This window comes from Enterobacter sp. CPE_E1241, assembly GCF_045618265.1.
GTDB classification, from domain to species: Bacteria; Pseudomonadota; Gammaproteobacteria; order Enterobacterales; family Enterobacteriaceae; genus Enterobacter; species Enterobacter adelaidei.
In genome coordinates this window covers 3,477,630-3,502,642 of record NZ_JBIWYV010000001.1, presented here as the reverse complement: position 1 = coordinate 3,502,642, position 25,013 = coordinate 3,477,630, and the positions used below count along the sequence as shown (strand labels likewise).

Genomic DNA, 25,013 nt, shown 5'->3' with positions numbered 1-25,013 from the left:
CCAACAATACTACTCAGAGGAAAACACTATGACGCGCCGTGCTATCGGGGTGAGTGAAAGACCGCCGCTTTTACAGACTATCCCGCTTAGTTTGCAGCACCTGTTCGCTATGTTTGGCGCAACCGTGCTGGTGCCAATCCTGTTTCACATTAATCCGGCTACCGTGCTGCTGTTCAACGGTATCGGGACGCTGTTGTACCTCTTTATCTGTAAAGGCAAAATCCCGGCGTATCTGGGGTCGAGCTTCGCCTTTATTTCTCCGGTCCTGTTGCTGCTACCGCTTGGGTACGAAGTCGCGCTGGGCGGCTTTATCATGTGTGGCGTGCTGTTCTGCGTGGTGTCCTTCATTGTGAAGAAAGCCGGTACTGGCTGGCTGGATGTAATGTTCCCGCCTGCGGCGATGGGCGCAATCGTTGCCGTTATCGGTCTGGAACTGGCCGGTGTGGCGGCGAATATGGCTGGTTTACTGCCTGCTGACGGTCAGTCACCGGATTCCAAAACCATTATCATTTCTCTGGTGACGCTGGGCGTAACGGTGTTTGGCTCCGTGCTGTTCCGTGGTTTCATGGCGATTATCCCGATCCTGATCGGGGTGCTGGCAGGTTATGCGCTCTCCTTTATGATGGGTGTTGTCGATACCGCGCCAATTGCCCAGGCGCACTGGTTTGCCCTGCCAACCTTCTATACACCACGCTTTGAATGGTTTGCTATCTTCACTATCCTGCCTGCGGCGCTGGTGGTGATTGCTGAGCACGTTGGTCACCTGGTGGTGACGGCGAATATCGTGAAACGCGATCTGATCCGCGACCCGGGTCTGCACCGTTCTATGTTTGCTAACGGCTTCTCTACCATTATCTCCGGTTTCTTCGGCTCTACGCCAAACACCACTTACGGTGAGAACATTGGTGTGATGGCCATTACCCGTGTCTACAGTACCTGGGTTATCGGCGGTGCGGCCATCATTGCTATCCTGCTGTCTTGTGTGGGCAAACTGGCGGCGGCGATCCAGATCATCCCGGTACCGGTGATGGGCGGTGTTTCTCTGCTGCTTTATGGGGTAATCGGGGCGTCTGGTATTCGCGTACTGATTGAATCCAAAGTGGACTACAGTAAAGCGCAGAATCTGATCCTGACCTCCGTGATCCTGATCATCGGCGTGAGCGGTGCCAAGGTACACATCGGTGCGGCCGAGCTGAAAGGCATGGCGCTGGCGACCATCGTTGGCGTGGGCCTGAGCTTGATTTTCAAGCTGATTTCCGTGATCCGCCCGGAAGAGGTGGTGCTGGACGCCGACGAAAGCGAAAAAGCGTCACATTGATCGTAAAACCGGGCGGGCGATCCGCCCGGTTCTCTCCTTGCTGGTTCCGTGTTAAACTCCGTTCCGATTTTATGTAAGATCTGGTTGAGGTACTTCTGAACGGACCGGCACAGCTCTCTCTGCCACTTTATCTCCCTGACGACGAAACTTTCGCGAGTTTCTGGCCGGGTGATAACCCCTCTTTACTGGCTGCACTGCAAAACGTGCTGCGTCAGGAACACAGCGGATACATCTATATCTGGTCACGCGAAGGTGCGGGGCGCAGCCACCTGCTGCATGCCGCCTGTGCGGAACTTTCTGCGCGTGGTGATGCGGTAGGTTATGTGCCGCTGGATAAACGTACCTGGTTTGTACCTGAAGTTATGGAGGGAATGGAACATCTCTCACTGGTCTGCATTGATAATATCGAATGCGTGGCGGGGGATGAGCCGTGGGAAATGGCGATTTTTAACCTCTACAACCGCATTCTGGAGTCGGGTAAAACCCGGCTGCTGATCACCGGCGATCGTCCGCCACGCCAGCTCAATCTGGGGCTGCCGGATCTGGCTTCCCGTCTTGACTGGGGGCAAATCTATAAGCTCCAGCCGCTGTCGGATGAAGACAAGCTCCAGGCGTTACAGCTGCGCGCAAAGCAGCGTGGGTTTGAGCTGCCGGAAGACGTGGGCCGTTTTCTGCTCAAGCGTCTGGATCGTGAAATGCGTACCCTCTTTGATACGCTCGATCAGCTCGATCGCGCCTCCATTACCGCCCAGCGCAAGCTGACGATTCCGTTTGTGAAAGATATTCTCAAGCTTTAAGTTTTTTGCCCGGTGGCGGCTGCGCCTTACCGGGCAAAACAATCAGACGCAATCCCTCAACAAATGCTCCACCAGCAGCGGAACTGGTCTCCCCGATGCCACGCTTCGCCCGCTCTCACGCCACAGCGCCGTACCGCTGATATCCAGATGCGCCCACGGGATCGTTGGTGGACAAAAGTGATGTAGCAGCCACGCCGCCGAGGCACTGATTGCCGCGTTATTGCCTGGTGTATTGCAGAGATCGGCGATGGCGCTATCGGTCTGCTTTTTCAGCCGTGCATCCAGCGGTAGCGACCAGACTTCATCGCCGCTCTGTTTACCCGCGCGGGTCAGTGCCTGACGCAGAGGCTCATCCTGCGTCATCAATCCGCTCAGTTCATACCCCAGCGCTTTTACCACCGCGCCAGTGAGTGTGGCCATATCAATAATATAGTGCGCCTGCGGATGCCGCTTGCTGGCCCAGGCAATCGCATCTGCCAGTACCAGCCGACCTTCGGCATCGGTGTTGTTGATTTCAACCGTAGTGCCGTTGCAGGCGCGTGCGACCGTACCGGGCTGCATGGCATCGGGACCGATGGCATTTTCCGCTAGCGCCAGCACGCCCATGATGCGTACGGGCAGCGCCAGCTCTGCGACGGTCAGCATCAGCCCCAGCACGTTTGCCGCCCCGCACATGTCATACTTCATGGTATACATGCCCGCGCCTTCTTTCAGCCACAAGCCACCGGTATCAAACGTAATGCCTTTACCCACGTAGCAGCGCACCGGGCCATCAGTGACTCCGTCATAGTGGATGGCCAGCAGACGTGGCGGACAGGATGCCCCTTTGCCCACGGCGTGCAACAGCCCCAGACCTTGTTCAATGATTTGTGTTTCATCAAGTACTTCACATCGCAGGGCGGGGAAGTCGGCACACCGTTTTTGGGCCTCTTCCACTACATACTCAGGCGTGCAGCGATCGGATGGCATATCCGCCAGACGCCGTGCCGCCACCATGCCATGGGCAATGGCCTGCTGCTGGTGGAAGATAGCCTCGAGTCTGTCCTGCTGCTCCGGCAAACAAAGAGCGGTTATATGCTGTAGACGTACCGCTGATTCGTTGGTTTTCTTTAGCTTTAAGTCGCTGAGCCTGTGTGCCTGATTAAAGAGAAAACGCAGTACTTGCGCTAGCACAACATCGTTGATATCCGTGACGTCCAGTACCACATCAGGACTGGCGGGTGAGGCCAGGAGTGGGCGCAGCGCCGTGAGTAATTCTTCGGTCAGGCTATCGTGCCAGAGCGCATCCGGCAGCAGGGTGATTCGGGAAAAAGGCGCACAGCCAAAGCGGGTGTCCGTGATGCAATCCGGGTCACGCATCTCGGCGATAAGCGCTGTCTTCGGCAGCAGGTTACAGGTGGTACGGGCGATTAAATGGCTCTGCGGCTTCGCATCTGAAAGCGCGGTAATAAGCTGATATGTAATCATCATTGTTCCTCAATCGGCGCGCGGATCCGCGCGGCGTAAGCCTGCATCCATTCCTCATCCACGGCCTGATAATGCGTCTTCTCATGCAGACGCTCGGTGCGAAACACAGTAAGAGGCTGGCGAGCGGTAGCAACCACGAACGAGAACGTTTTGATGTTGGTCGCAGCGCCAAATTCGCCCTTGTTGTTCATGCAAACGACGGAAAGATCGCCCACACGACCGAAGCGCGACATAAGTCTGTCCTCCAGCTCAAAGACGACCGAGTCGGCAGCCTGCTGCGGCGACATTCCCTGTGCCATACGACGAACGATTTCATAGCTGGTACAGCCTTTCATCAGATCTTCACCGACGCCCGTGGCGGTGGCTGCACCGGTTTCACTGTCGCAGTAAAACCCGGAGCCAATTATTGGTGAATCACCAATCCGCCCCCGCTTTTTCATAAACAGCCCGCTGGTGGAGGTCGCGACGCTCATCGAACCCTGTTTATCGAGGCCGATAATGCCGACGGTATCGTGGCCATCATAGGGACTCAGGCCCTTGTCCAGCGTCTCCCGGCAGCGTTTGCGGTAATGCTGCATTGCCCGGTCGGTGAGCATGGTTTTGTTGGCAAAACCCTGGCTTAGCGCCCATTCCCGAGCACCCTGGCCAACCAGCAGGCTGTTATAGCGCTGGCGACTCAGCGCGTGGGCCACTCGTACCGGGTTGGCGATATCCACCAGATTACCGACTGCGCCAAAGGCCAGCGTGTCGCCATCCATATAAGCAGCATCCAGCTCAACTTCACCGTTCTCCGTTGGCAGCCCGCCGTAACCGACAGATTTATAAAGCGGAAAGTCTTCGACCGTCGCTACGGCATCCACCACCGCCGCAGCGACCGGTTTCCCCGCAGCCAGCGCCGACGCAGACTCTGTTACTCCTTCAAGCGCCATTCGCCAGGTTGCGATAATTCCCCACATGCTTTACTCCTGTTTTGCAAGGGTGGTGTCGGATTGCGTAACGGTGGCAATTTCCGCCGCGCGGTACTGTTTGTCCACGATACGCATGAAAGGCAGATACAGCATGGCGCCAATCAGCAGGTTGATAAGTTGCATGACGCTACCGCTGAGGTGTCCGGTGACGATAAAACCGCTGATGACGGGAGGCAGCGTCCAGGGGATAAACACCCCGGTAGTGACGGCAACCGCGCCAATTTTCATTGCTGCATACTGCACGGTGACCAGCACCAGTGGGACAAGATTGAAGGGAATGAGCATTATGGGGTTCATGATCACCGGCAGGCCAAACAATATTGGCTCGTTGATGTTGAACACCGATGCTCCCGCGCCCAGTCGTGCGACTTCGCGCATATTTTTACTGCGGGCAAAAATGAGCATCGCAATCACCAGCGACAGCGTTGCCCCTGCGCCGCCCATCCAGATCATGTCAAAAAATTGCTCAGTGATGATGTGCGGCGGGGTTGTGCCGGCCTGGATAGCAGCGATGTTGTCGGTCTGGTTCTCCATCCACAACGGGCGAATAATGCCGTTGATCATCGAGCCTGAGTTAATGCCCACTGACCACAGAATAGTGATGCTGAAGACGGTCATCAGCGCGCCAAAGTAAGAGGTGCCGTAGTGACGCACCGGTGTAGCAACGACTTCATAAATGAACTGGTGAATGGTGTTGTAGTGGGTATTTTCAAAGACGATGCGAATAATCAGCACCAGAATCATCACCAGCAACGCCGGGATCAGCGCCGCAAACGACTCCTGCACCGCTGGCGGTACGCCATCTGGCATTTTGATGACCAGATTTTTGCGCTTCAGCCAGCAGAACAGCTCCGTCCACAGCAGCGAACCTATCATCGCCACAAACAGCCCTTTACTGCCAATCCACTCAACGGGTATCACGGTGATGCCGCCGTTTTCAGCCACTTTGATAAAGGGGGTCAGGATAAGGAAAGCGACCAGCGACAGAATACCGCAGGAGATGCGATCTTCACCGTAGTGCTCGGCCAGGCGAAACGCCACCAGGAAGCTGATGAACAGCGACATGGTCGAGAACACCGCATTAAACGGGATCTCGATAATGGCACTCCAGCTTTCACCAAAGGCCTGAGACATAAACTGCTGGTAGGTTTGATTCGGGAACGACGAGATCACCAGCAGAATAGAGCCGACGATGATAAATGGCATGAATGAAACGTAGGCACCGCGAATCGCACCCAGATGACGCTGCTGAGCCGTTTTGGCCGCCAGCGGCATCAGTTTTGCTTCAAGAAATCCCAGAACATTGTTCATTGTGAACTCCGTACAAGATTGAGTGGTGTTGTTTATGTTATGTGTGTGGATTATCAGTGAAGCGTGGCGAACGAAAGGTGAAATCGGTCACAAAGCATTCGTTGATGTTATATAAGTCTTATAAGATTAGTTTAATGGAGCTTTGCGATGGAAATTAAACTGCACGCCAATGCCACGACGACACCACGCATTCGTCGCTACCTCCAGCAGTCTGATAAAAGCGACAGAGAGCTTGCAGTTGAGCTCGGGATCTCGGTGACCACCGTCAGGCGCTGGCGCAATCGCGAACAGGTTTCAGATAACCATACGACGCCAAAAGTGATACACAAAGCGATGAGACAAGAGCAGGTGGCTCTGGTCAATACGCTGCGTGACATACTGGGCGCACTGCTGGATGAGTTGCTGCTTCTGGTGAATGACGTTCTGGGGATCCCCGTTTCCAGAGCGACCCTGAACCGTTATCTGAAGCCCGCCTCGGCAACACAGAAGGGGGCACCGTTGCAGGGTAAAAAGGCGCTGAAAGCAGGCATCGTGCCGCATCAGCTGGAGTTACATCATCTGCCTTTGTCGCTGCATATGGACGATGGTGGGGAGCAACACCTGCTGTGGGCACGTGAGCCGGTGAGCGGCTGGTGTTTTGCCCGGCTTTACGCGGGCGTATCACCTCAGCTCCTGACCCGCTGGGTTCAGGCGTTACTTGAAGCGTGTCCGGCGCTTATACAATCTATTGAGACTTTTGGTTTTGACATAACGCTGCCGGGGCAAGATATCGCCGTAAAAGTGCATGCGCAAAAACACAGCGCTGTACAGGTCGCAGCACCTTTACAGAACATTATCCCGCGCGTGAAAAATGTACCTGCCGGAGAGTTGCTCATTCAGCTGTGTGAATTTTATAACCAGGGTAAAGCGCAGAAAAAGCTGGGAGACAGTACGCCGCAGGCGTTTTTGAACGCGCTGCGGCGGGGGGATTAGAGGATATCGAGTACGTCTTCCGGCGGGCGTCCAATGCGTGCGTGGCCGTTTGCCACGACTATCGGGCGCTCGATCAGCTTAGGATTTTCAACCATAGCCTGCACAAGCTCGGCCTCAGTGAGACGGGTGTCATCCAGATTGAGCGGCTTGTACAAGTCTTCTTTCTGGCGCATCAGCTCTCTTGCACTTCCCATACCCAGCATGTGCAACAGCTGGCGAATCGTCTGCGCGTCCGGCGGTGTCTCGAGATAGAGCACCACTTCCGGGTCAATACCGTTAGACTTCAGCAGGCTCAGGGTATCGCGGCTCTTGGAGCAGCGCGGATTGTGGTAAATTTTTACGGCGTCTGTCATGACGTGAATTCTCCTTTATTACATCTTCTCGTACGGCTTGAAGCGCTGTTGCAGGCCGCGAAGCTGATCGATACGCGCGTCGTAACGGGCCTGCTGGAGGCTGCCGAGTTTGACCTGCGCGCTGGCGCTGCTGAGTGCAGAAATAGCCTGGTCGAGGCGCCCCACCAGGGCAAAGCCTTCGGCACGCGCCGCCAGCTCCTGATCGCGGTTGCCCAGTTGGGCTTCCGCCTGAGCGAGCAGATCCCAGCCGTTTTGGTCGTCTTTATTATTAAAGGTATAGCGGTTCAGAATGGTCGCCGCTTCAGCAGGTTGACCACCCTGTAAGTAAGCGTTCGCCAGGTTAAGCTGCAGCACCGGGTTGGTACGGACGTCCTTCGCCCCTTTCAGGCGATTAATGGCATCGGTGGTTTTCTTCTGCCCCAGATCGATATCCGTCGAGAGATCGAGATACCACGGATTATTCGGGTCGGCGGCCAGAAGGGGTTGCAGCGCTTTACGCGCCTCGTCGTATTTGCTGGCTTCCATCGCCTGTAGTGCCTGACCATACTGCGCGGCATTCTTTTCTCGCACGTTGCCTTTCGCCAGGGAGTCCAGCAGATCGCTGGTGAGCTGGTTGCGCCCGGAATTGTACATCCCCAGCGTTCTCACTTTCGCCATGTAGAAATCTTGCGACGACTGGACCACGACCGGGCGCATCTGGTTGGCACGGTTACGCGCATCTGACAGGCGACTTTCCGGTAAGGGGTGGGTGAGCAGAATTTCTGGTGGACGGGAAGAATAACGCGCCTGATCGAGCAGTTTTTCCAGGAAGCTCGGCATGGCCTGAGGGTCAAAGCCAGAACGTTGCAGCACCTGAATCCCGATGCGGTCCGCTTCCTGTTCGTTTTGTTGTGTAAAGCTAATCATCCCCTGCCGCGTTCCCGCCAGAGTACCGGTTAATGCCGCCATCCCGGCCTGCGGGCTGGCCATTGCCAGCAAAATAGAACCCAGCGCTCCAACCCAGGTCAGCGGGGCGTTACGTTTCTGGTCTTCCATCGCTCGCGCCAGGTGGCGCTGGGTGACGTGCGAAATTTCGTGCGCCATAACGGAAGCCAGCTGACTTTCGTTATCGGAGTAACGGAATAATGCCGAATGCAGCACCACGTTGCCGCCAAAGAAGGCGAAGGCGTTGATTTCGTCATTATTGATTAAATAGAAGTGAAAGGGCGTTTTTACCGAGTCGGCATGCGCAACCAGACGCATCCCCAGACCGTTGATGTACTGAACAAGTAACGGGTCATTGATGAGGGGGGCGCTACCGCGCAACTGGCGAACGTAGTAATCGCCCATTTGCATCTCTTGCCCAATGGAGAGCGTGCTTCCTGCTGTGGTGCCCATGTCCGGCAATGAATCGGACGAGTCGGCAAAAGCGGGCAACACCTGACCGACCGTCAGTGCGGCAATCAGTGTCGCAACCAGTGTTTTTTTCAACTGCCTGAACATAACCACGGTCCTGTATGTTGGTTGTGCTAATTTGACCGATGAACCGGCATATCGTTCATCTCTGTTGCCTTGCGAGTGTAGCCGTGTTGCAGCATGAAGAAAATCCCATTCATCAGGCTTTTGCGATTCGTGACAGAGAGACAAAAAGCGAAAGTCTTTTTTGTGACAGTTAGATACAATTCACATTCTCACTCCCGCCATTCGATTCAGGGAAGGGTTGTATGCTCGAAATGTTAATGCAGTGGTATCGGCGTCGGTTCAGCGACCCGGAAGCCATTGCTTTGTTGGTTATTCTGGTCGCCGGATTTGGCATTCTGTTCTTCTTCAGCGGTCTTCTCGCCCCCCTGCTGGTGGCGATTGTGCTGGCGTATCTGCTGGAATGGCCAACGGCACGGCTGGAACATATCGGCTGTTCCCGTCGCTGGGCGACCAGTATCGTACTGGTGTTGTTTGTCGGCATTCTGCTGCTGATGGCGTTTGTTGTCATGCCGGTTGCCTGGCAGCAGGGAATCAACTTGATCCGCGATATGCCGGGCATGTTGAATAAACTTTCTGATTTTGCCGCCACGCTGCCGCGTCGCTATCCAGCCCTGATGGATGCCGGGATTATCGACGCGATGGCCGAAAATATGCGCGCCCGCATCATGACCATGGGCGATTCGGTGGTGAAATACTCGCTGGCCTCCCTGGTCGGGCTGCTGACGCTGGCGGTTTACCTCGTGCTCGTCCCGCTAATGGTGTTCTTCCTGGTCAAAGATAAAGAGCAGATGCTGAACGCCGTCAGGCGCATTTTGCCGCGTAATCGCGGGCTGGCAGGGCAGGTCTGGGAAGAGATGAACCAGCAGATCACCAACTACATTCGCGGCAAAGTGCTGGAGATGATTGTGGTCGGGGTCGCGACGTGGATTGGTTTCCTGATCTTCGGCCTGAACTACTCGCTGCTGCTGGCGGTGCTGGTGGGCCTCTCAGTCCTTATTCCGTATATCGGTGCGTTTGTGGTGACCATTCCGGTTGTGGGCGTCGCGCTGTTCCAGTTTGGCCTCGGGACTGAGTTCTGGAGCTGCTTCGCGGTGTATCTGATTATTCAGGGGCTGGACGGTAATCTGCTGGTGCCGGTACTGTTCTCAGAGGCGGTGAACCTGCATCCGCTGGTGATTATCTTATCCGTGGTGATTTTTGGTGGGTTGTGGGGGTTCTGGGGCGTGTTCTTTGCCATTCCGCTGGCAACACTGATTAAAGCCGTGGTTCACGCCTGGCCGGATGTGCCGGCGGTAGAAGACAAGTAGTTTTTGTGCGGCCTGATGGCCTCACCCCGCCCCTCTCCCACGGGAGAGGGCGTAAACACTAAAAACGGCAACCTGGGTTGCCGTTTTGCTGTTTATCAGGCACTTTGTTTCAGCCAGTTCAATACCACATCGTGGTGATTGCTGGTTTTGAAGTCATCAAACACATGTTCAACTTTACCGTCAGCGTCAATCAGGAAGCTGATGCGGTGAATGCCGTCGTAGGTTTTACCCATAAATGTCTTCTCGCCCCAGACGCCGAACTGCTCGCACACCTGATGGTCTTCGTCAGAAAGCAGCGTGAAGTTCAGCAGCTCTTTCTCGGCAAATCGTGACAGTTTTTCTGGTTTATCGGTGCTGATGCCCAGCACTTCCACGCCGACTTTTTTCAACTCGTCCATGTTGTCGCGTAAGCCGCAGGCCTGTACGGTGCAGCCGGGGGTCATGGCTTTCGGGTAGAAATAGACCAGAACACGCTGTCCCTGGAAGTCGGTCAAATTTACTTGCTCGCCGTCTTGATCCGGTAAGCTAAATTTCGGTGCGATATCACCGGCTTTCAGTGGATTCATTACTCAACTCCATCCTGTTCGTGCTGCGAATAATTGACGACGCTTATACTGCCCTGCGCGTTTAATTCTGTACAGAGGGCTTTGAACGCTTGCTCGATATTTGACGCATCCTGTGAGGCAGGGCTGTGTGCGGTAATTTGAATAAAGAGCGTGGGAACGGCGCTCTCGTCGCCCGGTTGTGTACGGGAAACGAGCTCAGCGATGTTCATCTGATGGCTGTCAAACAGCGCGGTAAAGCGCTCAATCAGATGGGGGGAATCAGGGACTTCAACCTGCACCCATACAGTCGCCGGCATGGCCGGACGCGGGCGCGCGGTGGTACGTTTCATCACGATCAGCAAATCCAGCTCCGCACCTTTCAGTGGCAGGGTAGATTCGATAAGCGTAATCGCATTCCATGTTCCGGACAGCAGCATAATAAACGTGAACTCTTCGCCCAGCATCGCCAGGCGGCTGTCTTCGATATTACAGCCGCAACTGCTCACGTGACGGGTGATGGTGTTCACGATACCCGGCCTGTCGGCACCCAGCGCAGTGATAACCAGGTAATGTTGTGATGAGGTTGTCAAACCTGTTCTTCCTTTGCATGGTTAAGTCTTCCTAAGGAAAGCATAAAAAAAACATGCATACAACCGCCTGAGGGCCTCAGGTCGCTTGCTTTTATTACAGTTCCAAACGTACCATTGAGACTCTTGTTCGCACAGAGGATGGCTCATGTTCACGGGAAGTATTGTCGCGCTTGTAACACCGATGGATGAAAAAGGTAATGTCTGCCGGTCAAGCATGAAGAAGCTGATTGATTACCATGTCGCCAATGGAACCTCGGCGATCGTTTCGGTAGGGACTACCGGTGAATCTGCAACGCTGAGCCACGAAGAGCACGGCGATGTGGTCATGCTGACCCTGGAGCTGGCTGACGGACGTATTCCTGTCATCGCGGGGACAGGAGCTAATGCAACCGCAGAAGCTATCAGTCTGACCAAACGTTTTAATGACAGCGGCATTGTGGGCTGTCTGACGGTAACCCCTTACTACAACCGTCCTACTCAGGAAGGTTTGTTCCAGCACTTCAAAGCCATCGCTGAACATACTGACTTGCCACAAATTCTGTATAATGTGCCGTCCCGTACTGGCTGCGATATGCTGCCGGAAACAGTCGTTCGTCTCGCGGAAGTAAAAAATATTATCGGTATTAAAGAGGCGACAGGGAACTTAAGCCGCGTTCATCAGATCAAAGAGCTGGTTTCAGACGACTTTATCCTGTTGAGTGGTGATGATGCGACCGCGCTGGACTTTATGCAGCTCGGTGGTCATGGCGTGATCTCCGTAACGGCAAACGTTGCGGCGCGCGATATGGCTGAAATGTGCAAACTGGCAGCAGCGGGTCACTTTGATGAAGCGCGTGTCATTAATCAGCGTCTGATGCCGTTGCACAATAAATTATTTGTCGAACCCAATCCGATCCCTGTGAAATGGGCATGTAAGGAGTTGGGACTTGTAGCAACCGATACGCTGCGTCTGCCAATGACACCGATTACCGACCATGGTCGTGAAATCGTTAAGGCAGCGCTGAAGCATGCCGGTTTGCTGTAAAGTTTAGGGAGATTTGATGGCTTATTCAGTACAGAAGTCGCGCCTGGCGAAGGTTGCGAGTGTTTCGCTTGTTATGCTGCTCGCTGCCTGTAGTTCAGACTCGCGCTACAAGCGCCAGGTGAGCGGTGATGAATCCTATCTGGATGCGACCCCGCTTGCTGAACTTCACGCACCGGCTGGTATGATCCTGCCGATTCAGAACGGCGATTATAATATCCCCGTGACCAACGGCAGCGGCCTGGTCGGTAAAGCGCTTGATATTCGTCCACCAGCACAGCCTCTGGCGCTGGTAAACGGGGCGCGTACTCAGTTCACGGGTGATACGGCGTCTCTGATGGTTGAGAGCGCGCGCGGTAGCACCCTGTGGCCGCAGGTGGTGAGCGTCATTCAGTCGAAGAACTACACCATTGATAAACGTGATGACGCCAGCCAGACGTTAACCACCGACTGGATCGAATGGAACCGTCTGGATGAAGATCAGCAGTACCGTGGTCGCTATCAAGTCTCCGTTAAACCACAAGGTTATCAGCAGGCGGTTAACGTTAAGCTGTTGAACCTGGAACAGGCGGGCAAACCGGTTGCAGATGCATCCTCCCTGCAGCGTTACAGCACCGAAATGCTGAACGTGATTGCTGCGGGTCTGGATAAGACCGCGACTGATGCCGCCAACGCAGCGCAGAGCCGCAACGGCGTGACGTTCGACGTTCAGAGCGGTGCGGATGATACCGGTCTGCCAATGCTGGTCGTTCGTGCACCGTTTAACCAGACCTGGCAGCGCCTGCCAGCGACGCTGGAAAAAGTGGGCATGAAAGTGACCGACAGCACGCGTTCAACCGGCAGCATCACGGCAACGTATAAGCCGCTGTCTGACAGCGCGTGGCAGGAACTGGGCGCTAAAGATCCTCAGCTTGCCTCCGGTGACTACAAGATTCAGGTAGGCGACCTTGATAACCGCAGTAGTCTGCAGTTTATCGATCCGAAAGGTCACACGCTGACCCAGTCGCAGAACGATGCGCTGGTCGCTGTCTTCCAGGCGGCATTCAGCAAATAAATATGAGGGCTGGTTAATCCAGCCCTTTTTATTTTAGTGCTACGCAAACGTGTGCGTGGCATAATATCCCCAGTTTTGAACACAAATCATCACACCAGGAGTAATGAAGATGCAGAAGCAAGCTGAGTTGTATCGTGGCAAAGCGAAGACCGTATACAGCACGGAAAACCCGGATCTGTTGGTGCTCGAGTTCCGCAATGATACGTCAGCAGGGGATGGCGCACGCATTGAGCAGTTCGATCGTAAAGGCATGGTGAACAACAAGTTCAACCACTTCATTATGACTAAGCTGGCCGAAGCGGGTATCCCGACTCAGATGGAAGCGTTGCTGTCCGATACGGAATGTCTGGTGAAGAAGCTGGATATGGTTCCGGTTGAGTGCGTCGTTCGTAACCGTGCCGCGGGCTCCCTGGTGAAGCGTCTGGGCATTGAAGAAGGTATCGAGCTGAATCCACCGCTGTTCGACCTGTTCCTGAAAAACGATGCCATGCACGATCCGATGGTCAATGATTCCTACTGCGAAACCTTCGGCTGGGTGAATAAAGAGAACCTGGCGCGTATGAAAGAGCTGACCTACAAAGCCAACGACGTGCTGAAAAAACTGTTTGATGACGCGGGCCTGATCCTCGTCGACTTCAAGCTGGAGTTTGGCCTGTTCAAAGGTGAAGTTGTCCTGGGCGACGAATTCTCACCAGACGGTAGCCGCCTGTGGGATAAAGAAACTCTGGATAAAATGGACAAAGACCGTTTCCGTCAGAGCCTGGGTGGCCTGATTGAAGCGTACGAAGCCGTTGCTCACCGTTTAGGCGTTAAGCTCGACTAACTCCCTCAGTTGCCAAAGGATGTTCGCATCCTTTGGCGTCTTACCTTTGTTTCCTATGGTAATCTTGCCGTTAACCGCCTACGATCATAGCTATTATTAATGGAATAGTTCGAGGTGGTTATGCGCTGGCAAGGGCGTCGTGAAAGTGACAATGTAGAAGACAGACGCAGTGATGGCGGTGGCGGCCCTTCCATGGGCGGGCCCGGCTTCCGGTTACCCAGCGGGAAGGGTGGGATCATTCTGCTGATTGTGGTGCTGGTCGCGGGGTATTACGGGGTCGATCTCACCGGTTTGATGACCGGTCAGCCGTTGCAACAGCAGCAACATTCTCAGCGCTCCATCAGCCCAAATGAAGATGAAGCGGCCAAATTTACCTCTGTTATCCTCGCCACAACAGAAGACACCTGGGGTCAGTTGTTCGAGAAGATGGGGCGTTCCTACCAGCAACCGAAGCTGGTGATGTACCGCGGTGCAACCCGCACCGGATGCGGTACCGGTCAATCTGTGATGGGGCCGTTCTACTGCCCGGCAGATGGCACAGTTTATATCGATCTCTCTTTTTACGATGACATGAAGCGCAAGCTTGGCGCTGACGGTGATTTTGCCCAGGGCTACGTGATTGCGCATGAAGTCGGCCATCACGTGCAAAAGCTGCTGGGGATTGAGCCAAAAGTGCGTCAGCTTCAGCAAAATGCTTCGCAGGCTGAAGTTAACCGCCTTTCGGTAAAAATGGAGCTTCAGGCGGACTGCTTTGCCGGCGTCTGGGGCCATAGCATGCAGCAGCAGGGTGTTCTGGAGTCCGGCGATCTTGAAGAGGCGCTGAACGCCGCGCAGGCTATCGGCGATGACCGTCTTCAGCAACAGAGCCAGGGGCGCGTGGTGCCGGACAGTTTCACTCACGGTACATCGCAACAACGTTACAGCTGGTTTAAACGCGGTTTCGACAGCGGCGATCCGGCGCAGTGTAATACCTTCGGCAAAGCGATGTAATGGCGTCGTTTGAACAGCTGATCGGCGAGCTTGAGCGCACTGGTCAACGTCGGCTGGTGGTGCTGAGCGGTGATGAGCAATGGACGTTATCGCAGGCTGCGGCTCTGCGAGAGACGTTACCAGGAGACTGGGTGTGGCTGGACGAACAGCCATCAAAAGCCATCAGTAGCCTGCTGGGACGCGAGTTCCGGCATGCTGTCTTTGACGCCAGCGCCGGGTTTGATGTCGCCGCGTTTGCCGCCCTGAGCGGAACGCTGAGCGCCGGAAGTCTTCTGGTGCTGCGTGTTCCGCCGCTCGCGCACTGGGCTGAACATCCCGATCAGGATTCCCTGCGCTGGAGCGATAGCGCCGAAGCGATAGCTACTCCGCATTTTGTCCGCCATTTTTGCCGGACCGTTGCCGCCGATCCCGATGCGATTGTGTGGCTTCAGGGGCACCCTTTTTCGCTTCCTCCTTTTCCCGACGCACCCGACTGGCTGCCTGCCAGCGGGGGACCGCAACGCGAGCAGGCTGAGATCCTCAATGTGCTTGAGGGGATGTCGCCTGGCATCGTGGCCGTCACCGCCGCGCGCGGGCGCGGAAAGTCAGCCCTGGCGGGAATGTTGCTGAATCGCATTGCGGGCAGCGCTGTGGTCACCGCCCCAGCGAAGGGGGCGACGGATGTTATCGCCCGTTTTGCAGGAGAGCATTTCAATTTTATGGCCCCGGATGCGCTTCTGGCCTCCTCATTGCAGGCTGACTGGCTAATTGTCGATGAAGCAGCTGCGATCCCCGGCCCACTACTTGAAAAGCTGGTATTGCGTTTTCCTCGCGTGTTGTTGACCACGACGGTTCAGGGTTATGAGGGGACGGGAAGAGGGTTCTTATTAAAATTCTGCGCCCGGTTTACCGGATTGCAGCGCTTCAGCTTATCTGTACCGATTCGCTGGGCTGCGGGCTGCCCGCTTGAGCGGGTCGTCGCCAGCGCACTGCTTTTTGACGATACGCTTCTCGATCGCCGCCCGGAAGGTGAGGTGCGTTTGACCTCTCTGGAACCGGAGGCGTGGGAACGCCAACCGGCACTTGTGACACGCGTTTACGAGCTACTCTGTGCGGCTCATTATCGCACCTCACCGCTTGATTTACGCCGCATGATGGACGCACCCGGGCAGCATTTTGCCGTCGCCCAGACAGACTCTGATATCGCCGGGGCGCTCTGGCTGGTGGATGAGGGCGGGTTATCACCCGAGCTTAGCCGCGCCGTCTGGGCGGGGTATCGGCGTCCTCGTGGGAACCTGGTGGCACAGTCTCTGGCAGCCCATGGCGGATCGCCACTGGCGGCGACGCTCAAAGGCAGACGGGTGACTCGTATTGCTGTACACCCTTATCGTCAGCGGGAGGGCATCGGTCAGGCGCTGATTCGCAACGCCAGCGGTGAGGATTATCTGTCGGTGAGTTTTGGCTATACCGATGAGCTTTGGCATTTCTGGCAGCAATGCGGTTTTGTGCTGGTGCGGATGGGCAGCCATCGTGAAGCCAGCAGTGGCTGTTTTACCGCAATGGCGCTGCTGCCGCTGAGCAAGGTGGGGCATCAGTTGTGTGAGCAGGCGCAACTGCGTCTGAAGCGCGATGCGCGGGTGTTATCGGCCTGGAACGGTGAAAAGATCCCGGTGGACGATGGCTGGGAAGCTACCCTTAATAATGACGACTGGCTTGAGCTGGCCGGGTTTGCCTTTGCGCACCGGGCATTTTCAACCTCCGTCGCTGCGCTAACGCGTCTGCTGCTGAGTGTGGACACGCCTCTCCCGGCACTGCGCGATAAGATGGCAGGGAAAGCGGATGACCTCGGGCGAAAAGCGTTGCTGGCAAAGCTCCGCAGCGAAACAGCGCAAGCGCTTGAAAGTCTGGATAAAGCGCGCTGTCAGCAGCTGAAAAACGCTATTTTGCAATGGCAATTTTTTCAATGACTTCTTCAGTAAAGTGGCATGGTCATTCCCGCCGGGAGGCGTAGAATCCAGGTCATCTATTAAGGAGATCACCATGAAACACGACCATTTTGTTGTTCAAAGCCCTGACAAACCGGCTAAACAGTTACTGCTGCTGTTTCATGGTGTTGGTGATAATGCCGTCAACATGGGCCAGATTGGCAGCTGGTTTGCACCTGTTTTCCCGGATGCCTTGATTATCAGCATCGGTGGCATAGAGCCATGTGGCCCGAACGGTCGGCAGTGGTTCTCTGTGCAGGGCGTGACGGAAGAGAATCGTCAGGCTCGTATTGACGCCGTCATGCCAGCGTTTATTGATATCGTGCGCTACTGGCAGCAGCAGAGCGGCGTGGGGGCTGACGCCACCGCGTTGATTGGCTTCTCGCAGGGGTCAATCATGTCGCTGGAAAGCGTAAAAGCGCAACCGGGTCTGGTGTCACGCGTCATTGCATTTAACGGTCGTTTTGCGACGTTACCGACGATCGCCACCACGCAGACGACGATCCACCTGATCCACGGTGGTGAAGACCGTGTGATTGAGCTCTCGCATGCAGTTGCCGCCCAGGAAGCGCTGATTCGCGAAGGTGGGGATGTGACGCTGGATATCGTTGACGATTTGGGGCATGCCATTGACGATCGCAGTATACAGTTTGCGCTCGACCATCTGCGCTATACCGTACCGAAGCACTATTTTGATGAAGCGCTCAGCGGCGGTAAGCCGGATGACAATGATATTGTAGAGTTTATGTGAGGTTATCCCCTCTCCTCAGGAGAGGGGAGCCAGACTGATTACTTCTTCTGGTCCTTCTTCGGCCAGTCGTCGTCATCGTCCCACTTGTCGTTAAAATCACGGTGTGGTGGCAGATCCGGCTTGTTAGCGAGAAATTTTTTATGGTCAACGCGCTTAAGATCTTTAATCACGTTAAGCAACACGCCAACCAGAAAAACTAACACCAAAATCCACCAGTATTTTGAAAGCCAATCCATTCGCTATTCCTCTCAGAGCGTTCGTCAGGCGACGAGTTGCTCCATAATGCGTTGATACATACGGGCCAGCAGTTGCAAATCTGCGGCATTCACACACTCATTGATTTTATGAATGGTCGCGTTCACTGGCCCCAGTTCGACAACCTGGGCGCCCATGCGGGCGATAAAGCGTCCGTCAGAGGTGCCACCCGTCGTCAGCAGCTGTGGCTTAATTTCATTATAGTGCTCGATGGCGTTCACTACCGCATCCACCAGTTTGCCACGCTGCGTCAGGAACGGCTGACCGGAAAGCCACCAGTCCACGGTGTAGCGCAGGTTATATTTCTCAAGCAGGGCGACAACACGCGCTTTGATCATCTCATCGGTCAGTTCAGTGCTGAAGCGGAAGTTAAACTGGACGAAGAAATCACCCGGGATCACGTTGTTGCTGCCGGTCCCGGCTTTGACATTTGCAATCTGCATACTGGTCGGTGGGAAGAACTCATTGCCTTTGTCCCACTCAATCGCCACCAGTTCGTTCAGCATCGGCGCAGCGCGATGGACCGGGTTATCGGCCAGATGCGGATATGCAACATGCCCCTGAACCCCGTGAATGGTCAGGTTACAGGTCAGCGAGCCACGGCGACCATTTTTGACGACATCACCCACCACTTCAGTACTGGACGGCTCTCCGACCAGACAGTAGTCGAGACGCTCGTTTCGCGCCATCAGTGCTTCAACAACCTTCACGGTACCGTTATGGGCACTGGCCTCTTCATCTGAGGTGATTAAAAATGCGAGACGGTTTTTATGGTTCGGATGCTGGGCAACAAAACGCTCTGCTGCCACGACCATCGCCGCCAGAGAGCCTTTCATGTCTGCCGCACCGCGACCAAACAGCATGCCATCGCGGATGGTCGGTTCAAACGGCGGGTTAATCCAGCGATCCGCATCACCTGCGGGAACGACATCAGTATGCCCGGCAAAGGCCAGAGTTTCGCCCTGACCACGCCACGCCCAGAAGTTCTGGGTATCGCCAAAATCCATGCGTTCGACGGTAAAACCGATGGCACGCAGGCGCTCAATCATTAATGCCTGACAACCTGCGTCGTCCGGGCTAAGGGAAGGACGGCGAATAAGCTGCTGAGTCAGCTCAATGACCGGGCATGACATAAACTACACCTCAACGAAAAAAGTCGGAATAAAGGGTTTCACTGAAACCCAGCAGCATAGGCTGCCCGGGCGCGCAGAGCAATGGGCGTTTGATAATTGCTGGCATCTCGAGCATCAGTTTTGCCGCGCTGTCGGCGTTATTGATGCTGGCGCGCAGAGATTCATCCAGTTTACGCCAGGTGGTGCCGCGTGTATTCAGCAGGGCTTCCCAGCCCAGTTCTTTGATGGCGTTATGCAGAAATTCTGCATCAAGCCCATCGGCGCGGTAATCATGGAAGCGGTGCTCCACGTTGTTCGCGTCCAGCCAGCGGCGGGCTTTTTTGATGGTGTCACAGTTTTTAATGCCGTACATCACAACCATGGTGAATCCTTTTGTTCCTGTGGTGATAAAACGTTCAATAAATTCGAAGATATATCCTTAAGCAGAATATAACACATTCAAGAATTGTCTTAATTTACTCATCATCTTAATTCAACTCACACTTGTACGCTGAATATTCTTTCAACATTTAAGCATAGATGTCCATAAGGTTTAAATTGCCAATAAACTCAGTAAGTAAAATAAAACTCACCTGCTCGTATGGTTATTTCTAAATATTGCTTGCCGTCACAAAAAATTTAAGGTTCTCCGTTCATATTTATCATAATTCTCTGACAGTGGCGGGGTATAATCACAGCAATTGGTTAAATAGTCTTCACAATGATGATACGTTTTCGTAGAATGCGCATAATAATAAGAGAGGTTGTTATGATTGAACGTGAACTGGGGAACTGGAAAGATTTTATCGAAGGCATGCTTCGTAAATGACATTCAGTAAGAATTGCAAGAGCACTTAAATAAGTAAAATAATCATAGTGTGAATTAATCACACAATAAAAAGGCGGCCGATAAAGCCGCCTTTTTTTATTTCAATCACTTACTCCGGGCGTTCCTTTAGCGGGAAGCGGCGACGCACCAGCACAAAGAACAGCGGAACGAAATAAATGGCCAGGATAGTGGCTGAAATCATACCGCCCATAACCCCGGTCCCTACCGCATGCTGGCTGCTGGAGCCTGCGCCGGTGCTGGTTGCCATCGGCAGTACGCCGAAAACAAATGCCAGTGACGTCATCAGGATCGGGCGTAAGCGTTGGCGACAGGCGTGCAGCGTGGCAGCCATCAGTTCGTGGCCTTTAGCATTCATCTCGTTAGCGAACTCAACGATCAGAATGGCGTTTTTCGCCGACAAACCGATAACGGTGAGTAGCCCCACCTGGAAGTAAACATCGTTCTCCAGGCCGCGCATCCAGGTTGCCAGCAGCGCGCCGATGACCCCAAGGGGAACCACCAGCATGACCGAGAACGGGACCGACCAGCTTTCATACAGTGCGGCAAGACAGAGGAAAACCACCAGCAGCGAAAGCGCATAAAGCGCGGGAGCCTGCGCCCCGGAGAGTCGCTCCTGGTATGACATGGCCGTCCACTCCAGACCAAAACCTGCAGGTAGCTGTTGCACCAGTTTTTCCATGGTATCCATGGCGGTACCGGTACTGACGCCCGGCGCGGCTTCCCCGACGATTTCAACCGCAGAATAGCCGTTATAGCGTTCCAGACGTGGTGAACCACTCTCCCAGTGCGAGGTGGCAAAGGCGGAGAACGGCACCATGCCGCCAGTATTATTTCGCACAAACCAGCGATTAATGTCATCCGGCAACATGCGGAACGGCGCGGCGGACTGGACATACACTTTTTTCACGCGGCCGCGATCCATAAAGTCATTTACATAGCTCGACCCCCACGCCGTTTGCAGGGTGTCGTTGATGTCGTTGATTGAGACGCCCAGCGCCTGCGCCTTACGCTGGTCGATATCCACCTGGAGCTGCGGGCTGTCATCAAGACCGTTGTGACGAACGCGTGTCAGACCGGCATCCTTCCCCGCCAGCTCTAAGAGCTTATCGCGTGCCGCCATCAGCGCTGTGTGACCCGCTCCGGCGTGATCCTGCAACTCCATATCAAACCCGGCGGAGCTGCCCAGACCGCTAATCGCCGGTGGACTGCTGGCAAAGACGCGCGCTTCTTTGATATGTGCAAAGGCTTTCGTCGCGCGCTCAATAATGGCAAAGGAGGTTCCCGTTTTCGTGTCGCGCTCGTCCCAGTCTTTCAGGCGAACAAACATACGGGCGACGTTCTGCCCGTTTCCGCCAGGGCCGGAACCGACGGTGGAGAAGACCGATACAACGTTATCCTTCTCTTTCGTGAAGAAATACTGCTCCACTTTCTGAACCACTTTTAGCGTCTGCTGCTGCGTTGCGCCACTCGGGAGCTGCACCGAGGTGGTGAACATACCCCGGTCTTCCATCGGCAGGAATGAGGTCGGCAGATGGAGGAACAGCCAGACCATGCCGCCCAGCAACACCACATAAATCATCATCCAGCGCAGGCTGCGGTGAAGCACTCGCCCGACGGCAGATTCATATCGCGCGGCATTGCGGTTGAACATCCGGTTAAACCAGCCGAAGAACCCTTTTTGGCCGTGATGCTCCCCTTTGTGCAGCGGCTTCAGGATTGTGGCGCAGAGCGCGGGGGTGAGGATCAATGCGACCAGCACGGAGAGCACCATTGCCGAGACGATGGTTATCGAGAACTGGCGGTAGATCGCCCCGGTGGTGCCGCCAAAGAAGGCCATCGGGATAAAGACCGCCGACAGCACCATTGCAATACCGACTAACGCCCCCTGAATTTGTCCCATGGATTTGCGCGTGGCCTGGCGCGGGGAAAGGCCTTCCTCGCTCATAATTCGCTCGACGTTTTCGACCACCACGATGGCATCATCTACCAGAAGGCCAATCGCCAGCACCATTGCAAACATCGTCAGGGTGTTAATGCTGTACCCAAACGCGTAAAGCACCGCAAAGGTTCCCAGCAGGACAACAGGGACGGCGATGGTTGGGATCAGCGTTGCGCGGAAGTTTTGCAGGAACAGGTACATGACCAGGAACACCAGCGCGATCGCTTCCAGCAGGGTCTTCATCACATCTTCAATTGAGGCTTTGACGAAGGAGGTGGTTTCATAGGCAACTTTATATTCCAGCCCGTGCGGGAAATACTGTGAAAGCTCATCCAGCCGATCTAAAACCAGTTTCGCTGTGGCCATTTCATTGGCGCCGGAGGCCAGTTTAATCCCCAGACCCGAGGCCTGATTGCCGTTAAAGCGGCTCAGGTAGTCGTACTTCTCTGCACCCATTTCCACCGTGGCGACATCACCCAGACGTACCTCCGAACCATCCTGATTCACGCGCAGGGTAATGTCGCGGAACTGCTCCGGGGTTTGAAGAAGTGACTGCGAATTAATGGTGGCATTCAGGGCTTGTTTATCGACGGATGGCGTCCCCCCTAGCTGCCCCACGGCAATCTGCGCGTTCTGGGCTTTGATGGCATTCGTTACGTCGGTTGCGGTCATCTGGTAGCTGTTGAGCTTGTTGGGATCGAGCCAGATGCGCATTGAGTATTGTGAACCGTAAGCGTCGATATCGCCTACGCCGTTAATTCGGCTGATGGGGTCCTGGATATTACTGGCGACGTAGTCCGCAATATCCTGCTTATCCATGGAACCATCAGTGGAGACAAACGCGATGGTCAAAATGTTGGTATCACCGGTTTTACGCACGGTCACACCCTGGTTCTGCACCGCCTGAGGCAGCTTACGCATGGCCGACTGCAGCTGGTTTTGCACCTGCTGCACGGCTTCATCAGGATTGGTGCCGGCAGTGAAGCTCAGCGTGACCGTCGCCTGACCTGTCGCGCTGCTTTGCGAGGACATGTACATCAGGTTATCCAGACCCGTCATGTTCTGTTCGATAACCTGTGTCACGGTATTTTCCAGCGTCTGTGCGGATGCTCCTGGATAGTTGGCTGTGACGCGTACGTTAGGTGGTGCCAGATCGGGATATTGCTCAACAGGAAGTGACGTAATCGCCAGGACACCTGTCAGACATAACAGAATGGCCAGTACCCAGGCAAAAATGGGGCGATCGATGAAAAAATTCGCCATGAAAAAGTAACCTCGTTTTGCTGCACGTCATTATTGTTTATTGCCTGCATCACTTTAGCGGCAAGACGAAGACCAAACGTGGAGAAATAAAGGAGATAATGTAAATTATCATGCGCTTTTTCCTGCGCTTCCCCCTTTACCGTTATTTACCTGTTAACGGCGTGGGGACCGGGAACGTCACGCTGACCAGCGTGCCGCCGTTTTGCGGCTGCGAAAAGTGCAGCATTCCTCCGAGCCGTTGCGCGCGTTCACGCATAATATTCAACCCGTAGTGTCCCGCTGGTTCGCTGGCTTCGCCAATCCCGATGCCGTTGTCACGAATGCTGACGCTGTGCGTGCCATCCACGGAGGTCACGCAGCTCACGGTAATTTCACTGGCTTGTGCATGTTTAATCGCATTCAGCACCGCCTCACGCACGATCTGTAACAGATGCACCTGCTTTTGCGCATCAAGCGCCAGCGAGGAGAGACGACAGTCAAGATGTAGCTTTGCCTGCGTCTGGCTCTGCAGAACGTCGAGAGACTCCTGGAGTGCCGCAGGTAAATTTGCGTGGTTGAGCGTCAGGCGGAAGGTGGTGAGCAGCTCGCGCAGTTGATGCCAGGCGTTGTTCAGCTCGCGGGAAAAGTCGGTGATGATGGTCTGAGCCGGGGCATTGTCCTGCGGCACCGCATGTTTCAGCAGCGTGAGCTGGATCCGCAGATACGACAGCACCTGCGCCAGCGAATCATGGAGTTCACGGGCGATGGTTGCGCGCTCTTCCATCAGCAGCAGCTGCTGGTAATGTTTTTGCGCCTCGTTAAAGTACAGCCCGCGTCCGAGCATTGTCGCCACACTTCTCATCAGCGGGAGAGGAACGCTGTCCGTCTCACTTTGCCAGCGCAGCTCACCATACAGCGTATCCTGCATCAGCACCGGCAGGTTTTGCAGTGGAATACCGCTCGTTTCTGTTCCTTCACACAGCCGCCAGTCATCGCTGGTGCGTAATTCCAGATAATTCATCTGCGTATAGTCATGGACGATCTGCAGGATATGCCGGAAACACAGGCTGTCAATTTGGCCGGTGTTCAGCGCCTGAGAGCATTTGAACAGCATTTCGAGCTGCTGATGGGCTTCATGCAAATGTCGCGTCTTTTCCGCCACCGAGGCTTCAAGCGAACGATAGAGAGTATGTAACTCGGCTGACATATGGTTGAAGGCGCGGGAGAGTTGGCCCAGTTCATTCGGCAGTGCGGTATCCGGGGCAGGGGTCTCAAATTCCCCTCGCTCAATCCGCTCGCTTGCCGCGACAAGATTGTTAAGCGGCAGCACTACCTGACGACGGATGCGTCGCAGGGTAAACAGCGTCAGGAGCAGGATCCCAAGCGCGCCAGCCAGAGAGAGCAGGGTGACCGTCTGGATTTTATGTTCGGTGTAGTGCTGGAGGGCGAGCACAAAGGCATCAATACGGCCGACAAAATCTTCAATGTGGCTTTGATACCACGCGATGTCGCCGCGCGCGATGCGCGTATCCATCTCCAGCCAGGCGACGTGCAGCTGCTGATAGCGCTGTTTGACGTTGTCCGGTACGTACCAGTGGTTCAACTTTTCTAATGCCGGGGCGCTTAATGTCTTCTGCCAGTTCTCGCGGTGCGCCGCCAGAGACGGGCTGTTTCCCTGCATCTCATAGCCCAGGCGGTAGCTCTGCATGCGCAGTGAACCTGCGATGTTGATGGCTTCGGCATCTCGCTGGCTACTGGCCAGCGTCAGCAGCGCAGCGCTGCTTGTCAGAATGGATAACGCAATAATCGAAACGAAAGCCCAGGCAAGGCTGCCGGAAACAGGTCGTTTAACAGTCACAGAACGGCCCTCTGAATAAAATTGATCTGCCACAGGTTCACTTGAAATAGTTTGGCGTCCTGGGC

At 54.9% G+C, this 25,013-nt stretch carries 23 protein-coding genes; 11 read left to right on the top strand and 12 right to left on the bottom strand.

The window, feature by feature from the left end; genetic code table 11:
• Positions 1 to 28: 28 nt before the first annotated feature.
• Together uraA and ACJ9Y9_RS17095 are read left to right on the top strand one after the other, a co-directional pair.
• Positions 29 to 1,318, top strand: a complete 1,290-nt coding sequence (uraA, locus tag ACJ9Y9_RS17100; protein WP_028016125.1) for a uracil permease — start codon at positions 29 to 31, stop codon at positions 1,316 to 1,318.
• Between the two features lie 95 nt (positions 1,319 to 1,413).
• Complete coding sequence (locus ACJ9Y9_RS17095) at positions 1,414 to 2,115, top strand: DnaA inactivator Hda (RefSeq protein WP_218064865.1); 702 nt, start codon at positions 1,414 to 1,416, stop codon at positions 2,113 to 2,115.
• Positions 2,116 to 2,157: 42 nt separating this feature from the next.
• Here the strand turns inward: ACJ9Y9_RS17095 and ACJ9Y9_RS17090 are convergent, their stop codons facing one another.
• From ACJ9Y9_RS17090 to celB, 3 genes are read right to left on the bottom strand one after another with little or no spacing between them, the layout of a single operon-like run.
• Positions 2,158 to 3,582 (bottom strand): M17 family metallopeptidase, encoded by a 1,425-nt coding sequence (locus ACJ9Y9_RS17090; protein WP_028016127.1) that lies wholly within the window; start codon positions 3,580 to 3,582, stop codon positions 2,158 to 2,160.
• Positions 3,582 to 4,538 (bottom strand): N(4)-(beta-N-acetylglucosaminyl)-L-asparaginase, encoded by a 957-nt coding sequence (locus ACJ9Y9_RS17085; RefSeq protein WP_028016128.1) that lies wholly within the window; start codon positions 4,536 to 4,538, stop codon positions 3,582 to 3,584. Before ACJ9Y9_RS17085 ends, ACJ9Y9_RS17090 begins: the two co-directional genes overlap by 1 nt.
• Positions 4,539 to 4,541: 3 nt before the next feature.
• On the bottom strand, positions 4,542 to 5,861 hold the full coding sequence (gene celB, locus ACJ9Y9_RS17080; protein WP_028016129.1) for a PTS cellobiose transporter subunit IIC: 1,320 nt from the start codon (positions 5,859 to 5,861) through the stop codon (positions 4,542 to 4,544).
• Positions 5,862 to 6,008: 147 nt separating this feature from the next.
• On the opposite strand from celB, the gene ACJ9Y9_RS17075 reads away from it, so the two are divergent.
• Positions 6,009 to 6,833, top strand: a complete 825-nt coding sequence (locus tag ACJ9Y9_RS17075; protein ID WP_028016130.1) for a hypothetical protein — start codon at positions 6,009 to 6,011, stop codon at positions 6,831 to 6,833.
• Here ACJ9Y9_RS17075 and arsC read toward each other — a convergent pair.
• Entirely contained in the window at positions 6,830 to 7,186 is a 357-nt protein-coding gene (gene arsC, locus ACJ9Y9_RS17070; RefSeq protein WP_028016131.1) for an arsenate reductase (glutaredoxin), read from the bottom strand. The genes ACJ9Y9_RS17075 and arsC overlap by 4 nt on opposite strands.
• Before the next feature lie 18 nt (positions 7,187 to 7,204).
• Positions 7,205 to 8,668 carry a beta-barrel assembly-enhancing protease gene (bepA, locus tag ACJ9Y9_RS17065; protein WP_028016132.1) on the bottom strand — a complete coding sequence of 488 codons (1,464 nt, stop codon included), beginning with the start codon at positions 8,666 to 8,668 and terminating at the stop codon, positions 7,205 to 7,207.
• A 221-nt stretch (positions 8,669 to 8,889) separates the two neighbouring features.
• Between bepA and ACJ9Y9_RS17060 the strand changes: the two genes are divergently transcribed.
• Complete coding sequence (locus ACJ9Y9_RS17060; RefSeq protein ID WP_028016133.1) at positions 8,890 to 9,954, top strand: AI-2E family transporter; 1,065 nt, start codon at positions 8,890 to 8,892, stop codon at positions 9,952 to 9,954.
• A 95-nt stretch (positions 9,955 to 10,049) separates the two neighbouring features.
• On the opposite strand, the gene bcp is transcribed toward ACJ9Y9_RS17060, so the two are convergent.
• Complete coding sequence (gene bcp / locus ACJ9Y9_RS17055; protein WP_014171119.1) at positions 10,050 to 10,520, bottom strand: thioredoxin-dependent thiol peroxidase; 471 nt, start codon at positions 10,518 to 10,520, stop codon at positions 10,050 to 10,052.
• The gene (locus tag ACJ9Y9_RS17050) at positions 10,520 to 11,089 is read right to left on the bottom strand and encodes a glycine cleavage system transcriptional repressor (protein ID WP_028016134.1); all 570 of its coding nucleotides are present in this window, start codon (positions 11,087 to 11,089) and stop codon (positions 10,520 to 10,522) included. The genes bcp and ACJ9Y9_RS17050 overlap by 1 nt, the downstream gene beginning before the upstream one ends.
• Positions 11,090 to 11,234: 145 nt before the next feature.
• Here ACJ9Y9_RS17050 and dapA point away from each other — a divergent pair, with 145 nt between their 5' ends.
• The 6 genes from dapA to ypfH all read left to right on the top strand — a co-directional run bounded on the left by dapA (position 11,235) and on the right by ypfH (position 17,692).
• Positions 11,235 to 12,113, top strand: a complete 879-nt coding sequence (gene dapA, locus ACJ9Y9_RS17045; RefSeq protein WP_028016135.1) for a 4-hydroxy-tetrahydrodipicolinate synthase — start codon at positions 11,235 to 11,237, stop codon at positions 12,111 to 12,113.
• Positions 12,114 to 12,129: 16 nt separating this feature from the next.
• Positions 12,130 to 13,164 carry an outer membrane protein assembly factor BamC gene (bamC, locus tag ACJ9Y9_RS17040; RefSeq protein WP_028016136.1) on the top strand — a complete coding sequence of 345 codons (1,035 nt, stop codon included), beginning with the start codon at positions 12,130 to 12,132 and terminating at the stop codon, positions 13,162 to 13,164.
• Positions 13,165 to 13,273: 109 nt separating this feature from the next.
• Positions 13,274 to 13,987 (top strand): phosphoribosylaminoimidazolesuccinocarboxamide synthase, encoded by a 714-nt coding sequence (gene purC / locus ACJ9Y9_RS17035; protein ID WP_014071282.1) that lies wholly within the window; start codon positions 13,274 to 13,276, stop codon positions 13,985 to 13,987.
• Between the two features lie 120 nt (positions 13,988 to 14,107).
• The gene (locus tag ACJ9Y9_RS17030; protein WP_049007811.1) at positions 14,108 to 14,977 is read left to right on the top strand and encodes a neutral zinc metallopeptidase; all 870 of its coding nucleotides are present in this window, start codon (positions 14,108 to 14,110) and stop codon (positions 14,975 to 14,977) included.
• Positions 14,977 to 16,923, top strand: a complete 1,947-nt coding sequence (locus ACJ9Y9_RS17025; RefSeq protein WP_028016138.1) for a tRNA(Met) cytidine acetyltransferase TmcA — start codon at positions 14,977 to 14,979, stop codon at positions 16,921 to 16,923. The genes ACJ9Y9_RS17030 and ACJ9Y9_RS17025 overlap by 1 nt, the downstream gene beginning before the upstream one ends.
• A gap of 73 nt (positions 16,924 to 16,996) precedes the next feature.
• Positions 16,997 to 17,692 carry an esterase gene (gene ypfH / locus ACJ9Y9_RS17020; protein ID WP_028016139.1) on the top strand — a complete coding sequence of 232 codons (696 nt, stop codon included), beginning with the start codon at positions 16,997 to 16,999 and terminating at the stop codon, positions 17,690 to 17,692.
• Between the two features lie 38 nt (positions 17,693 to 17,730).
• On the opposite strand, the gene ACJ9Y9_RS17015 is transcribed toward ypfH, so the two are convergent.
• From ACJ9Y9_RS17015 to ACJ9Y9_RS17005, 3 genes are read right to left on the bottom strand one after another with little or no spacing between them, the layout of a single operon-like run.
• The gene (locus ACJ9Y9_RS17015) at positions 17,731 to 17,928 is read right to left on the bottom strand and encodes a YpfN family protein (RefSeq protein WP_014171111.1); all 198 of its coding nucleotides are present in this window, start codon (positions 17,926 to 17,928) and stop codon (positions 17,731 to 17,733) included.
• Positions 17,929 to 17,952: 24 nt separating this feature from the next.
• On the bottom strand, positions 17,953 to 19,080 hold the full coding sequence (dapE, locus tag ACJ9Y9_RS17010) for a succinyl-diaminopimelate desuccinylase (RefSeq protein ID WP_028016140.1): 1,128 nt from the start codon (positions 19,078 to 19,080) through the stop codon (positions 17,953 to 17,955).
• Between the two features lie 10 nt (positions 19,081 to 19,090).
• Positions 19,091 to 19,441 (bottom strand): ArsC family reductase, encoded by a 351-nt coding sequence (locus ACJ9Y9_RS17005; RefSeq protein WP_028016141.1) that lies wholly within the window; start codon positions 19,439 to 19,441, stop codon positions 19,091 to 19,093.
• Positions 19,442 to 19,828: 387 nt separating this feature from the next.
• Here ACJ9Y9_RS17005 and ypfM point away from each other — a divergent pair, with 387 nt between their 5' ends.
• On the top strand, positions 19,829 to 19,888 hold the full coding sequence (gene ypfM, locus ACJ9Y9_RS17000) for a protein YpfM (protein WP_015572204.1): 60 nt from the start codon (positions 19,829 to 19,831) through the stop codon (positions 19,886 to 19,888).
• 109 nt (positions 19,889 to 19,997) lie between these two features.
• On the opposite strand, the gene acrD is transcribed toward ypfM, so the two are convergent.
• Both acrD and narQ read right to left on the bottom strand, forming a co-directional pair.
• Positions 19,998 to 23,111, bottom strand: coding sequence for a multidrug efflux RND transporter permease AcrD (acrD, locus tag ACJ9Y9_RS16995; RefSeq protein WP_028016142.1), 3,114 nt, complete (start codon positions 23,109 to 23,111; stop codon positions 19,998 to 20,000).
• Positions 23,112 to 23,253: 142 nt separating this feature from the next.
• Positions 23,254 to 24,948, bottom strand: a complete 1,695-nt coding sequence (narQ, locus tag ACJ9Y9_RS16990) for a nitrate/nitrite two-component system sensor histidine kinase NarQ (protein ID WP_028016143.1) — start codon at positions 24,946 to 24,948, stop codon at positions 23,254 to 23,256.
• Positions 24,949 to 25,013 lie beyond the last annotated feature (65 nt).

Excerpts from the sequence above, each read along its gene's own strand:
- ACJ9Y9_RS17075 (WP_028016130.1), top strand. The coding sequence starts at position 6,009 with ATGGAAATTAAACTGCACGCCAATGCCACGACGACACCACGCATTCGT.
- ypfH (WP_028016139.1), top strand. The coding sequence starts at position 16,997 with ATGAAACACGACCATTTTGTTGTTCAAAGCCCTGACAAACCGGCTAAA.
- uraA (WP_028016125.1), top strand. The coding sequence starts at position 29 with ATGACGCGCCGTGCTATCGGGGTGAGTGAAAGACCGCCGCTTTTACAG.
- ACJ9Y9_RS17015 (WP_014171111.1), bottom strand. The coding sequence starts at position 17,928 with ATGGATTGGCTTTCAAAATACTGGTGGATTTTGGTGTTAGTTTTTCTG.
- celB (WP_028016129.1), bottom strand. The coding sequence starts at position 5,861 with ATGAACAATGTTCTGGGATTTCTTGAAGCAAAACTGATGCCGCTGGCG.
- ACJ9Y9_RS17060 (WP_028016133.1), top strand. The coding sequence starts at position 8,890 with ATGCTCGAAATGTTAATGCAGTGGTATCGGCGTCGGTTCAGCGACCCG.
- ACJ9Y9_RS17030 (WP_049007811.1), top strand. The coding sequence starts at position 14,108 with ATGCGCTGGCAAGGGCGTCGTGAAAGTGACAATGTAGAAGACAGACGC.
- ACJ9Y9_RS17085 (WP_028016128.1), bottom strand. The coding sequence starts at position 4,538 with ATGTGGGGAATTATCGCAACCTGGCGAATGGCGCTTGAAGGAGTAACA.
- ACJ9Y9_RS17005 (WP_028016141.1), bottom strand. The coding sequence starts at position 19,441 with ATGGTTGTGATGTACGGCATTAAAAACTGTGACACCATCAAAAAAGCC.
- bepA (WP_028016132.1), bottom strand. The coding sequence starts at position 8,668 with ATGTTCAGGCAGTTGAAAAAAACACTGGTTGCGACACTGATTGCCGCA.
- acrD (WP_028016142.1), bottom strand. The coding sequence starts at position 23,111 with ATGGCGAATTTTTTCATCGATCGCCCCATTTTTGCCTGGGTACTGGCC.
- bcp (WP_014171119.1), bottom strand. The coding sequence starts at position 10,520 with ATGAATCCACTGAAAGCCGGTGATATCGCACCGAAATTTAGCTTACCG.
- dapE (WP_028016140.1), bottom strand. The coding sequence starts at position 19,080 with ATGTCATGCCCGGTCATTGAGCTGACTCAGCAGCTTATTCGCCGTCCT.
- ACJ9Y9_RS17025 (WP_028016138.1), top strand. The coding sequence starts at position 14,977 with ATGGCGTCGTTTGAACAGCTGATCGGCGAGCTTGAGCGCACTGGTCAA.
- dapA (WP_028016135.1), top strand. The coding sequence starts at position 11,235 with ATGTTCACGGGAAGTATTGTCGCGCTTGTAACACCGATGGATGAAAAA.
- purC (WP_014071282.1), top strand. The coding sequence starts at position 13,274 with ATGCAGAAGCAAGCTGAGTTGTATCGTGGCAAAGCGAAGACCGTATAC.
- arsC (WP_028016131.1), bottom strand. The coding sequence starts at position 7,186 with ATGACAGACGCCGTAAAAATTTACCACAATCCGCGCTGCTCCAAGAGC.
- ACJ9Y9_RS17090 (WP_028016127.1), bottom strand. The coding sequence starts at position 3,582 with ATGATTACATATCAGCTTATTACCGCGCTTTCAGATGCGAAGCCGCAG.
- bamC (WP_028016136.1), top strand. The coding sequence starts at position 12,130 with ATGGCTTATTCAGTACAGAAGTCGCGCCTGGCGAAGGTTGCGAGTGTT.